Source organism: Mesorhizobium sp. M7A.F.Ca.US.014.04.1.1 (assembly GCF_003998745.1).
GTDB classification, from domain to species: domain Bacteria; phylum Pseudomonadota; class Alphaproteobacteria; order Rhizobiales; family Rhizobiaceae; genus Mesorhizobium; species Mesorhizobium ciceri.
In genome coordinates, this window is record NZ_RZRW01000977.1 from 1 (window position 1) to 1,369 (window position 1,369).

Genomic DNA, 1,369 nt, shown 5'->3' on the forward strand with positions numbered 1-1,369 from the left:
GATGTCCATCGTCCCGATGGTAGTACGGCGGACGGTCAGACACAATATTCGGACGATTGAGGCCTAACGTCCAAATGCTCCACGTACTAGTTGATCGCAAGTCGAGCCAACGGTTCGCGCGGCAACCATCACCCGAACGGCAGATGGGAGAACCGCGGCTGTTGCCGACACGCCTGCCCTTCCCCGGACCCGCGTCGTCCGTCATCTCAACAGGAGCAACCAATGCGAAATCTTTTACTCACCGTCGCCACCGTCCTCATGGCCGGAGCAGCAGTTGCCGCCCCCGCCCAATCAGCTCAGCTGCCCAAGGGGCCGGCCCACAATATCGTGCTCGTCCACGGCGCTTTCGTCGACCAGACGAGCTGGAAGCCGGTTGCCGATATCCTCACGAAGAAGGGCTACAATGTAACGCTCGTCGAAAACCCGCTCACCTCCCTGGCGGCGGACGTCGAGGCCACCAAACAGGCGCTCGCCAAACAGAACGGCAAGACCGTTCTCGTTGGCCACTCCTGGGGCGGTGTGGTTATCACGCAGGCAGGTGACGATCCCAACGTCTCGGCGCTCGTCTACGTCTCCGCATTCGCGCCTGACGTGGGAGAATCTCTGGCGAGCTTAGCCAAGAGCGGCCCGGCAACCGAAGGCGCCGCGGCGATTCATCCCGACGAAAAGGGCAACCTCTACATCGATCCCAAAGTGTTTCCTTCGGCAGTCGCGGCCGACCTTCCTCCGGAGATCGCCGAGTCCTTGGCAAACCATCAGCTCCCGTTGAACCACACCGCGTTCGAGGCTCCCGTCGACAAGGCAGCTTGGCACGACAAGCCGACATTCTATGTGATCAGCACCAAGGACAAGGTCATCGCACCCGAGGTCCAGAAGATCTTCGCCAACAGGATGAAGGCTGAGACGACGGAGGTCGCCGGGAGCCATTCCTCACTCGTCGTCCACGCGAAGGAAGTCGCCGCGGTGATTGAAAAGGCCGCGCTCGTGAAGTGACGATACCGCTCCCGGCACTTCGTGCCGGGAGCGCCGCGCGTGCTGGGCGAACTACGGCATGCCTTGAGCCGCGAACGGCTCAGACCTGGCTGAAACCGCACCAGTTGCACCCACTCGATTTCTAATGCCAAGCATCCGGAGGATGACATGACTGAGTTCGACACCCCGAGCCAGGACGCCGCCACGCTCGAAACGGCACCCACCCTTTACATCGAAGGCAGCGGAATCCGCTTCGCCTATCGCCGCCTCGGCCCATCGACCGGAACGGCGCTGGTTCTCCTGCAGCATTTCTCGGGCAACATCGACGCCTGGGACCCCGCCGTCGTGAATGTCTTGGCCGCCGATCGACCGGTGATCGCTTTCGACAACGCCGGGG

Annotated in this window: 1 protein-coding gene and 1 pseudogene; both read left to right on the forward strand. The window is 62.1% G+C overall.

The features are described 5' to 3' along the window. The first annotated feature begins 222 nt into the window (after positions 1 to 222). On the forward strand, positions 223 to 993 hold the full coding sequence (locus EOA22_RS33710; RefSeq protein ID WP_063170717.1) for an alpha/beta hydrolase: 771 nt from the start codon (positions 223 to 225) through the stop codon (positions 991 to 993). A 147-nt stretch (positions 994 to 1,140) separates the two neighbouring features. Beyond that, positions 1,141 to 1,369 (forward strand): annotated as a pseudogene (locus EOA22_RS33715) (alpha/beta hydrolase); the annotation flags it as partial.

Excerpts from the sequence above, each read along its gene's own strand:
- EOA22_RS33710 (WP_063170717.1), top strand. The coding sequence starts at position 223 with ATGCGAAATCTTTTACTCACCGTCGCCACCGTCCTCATGGCCGGAGCA.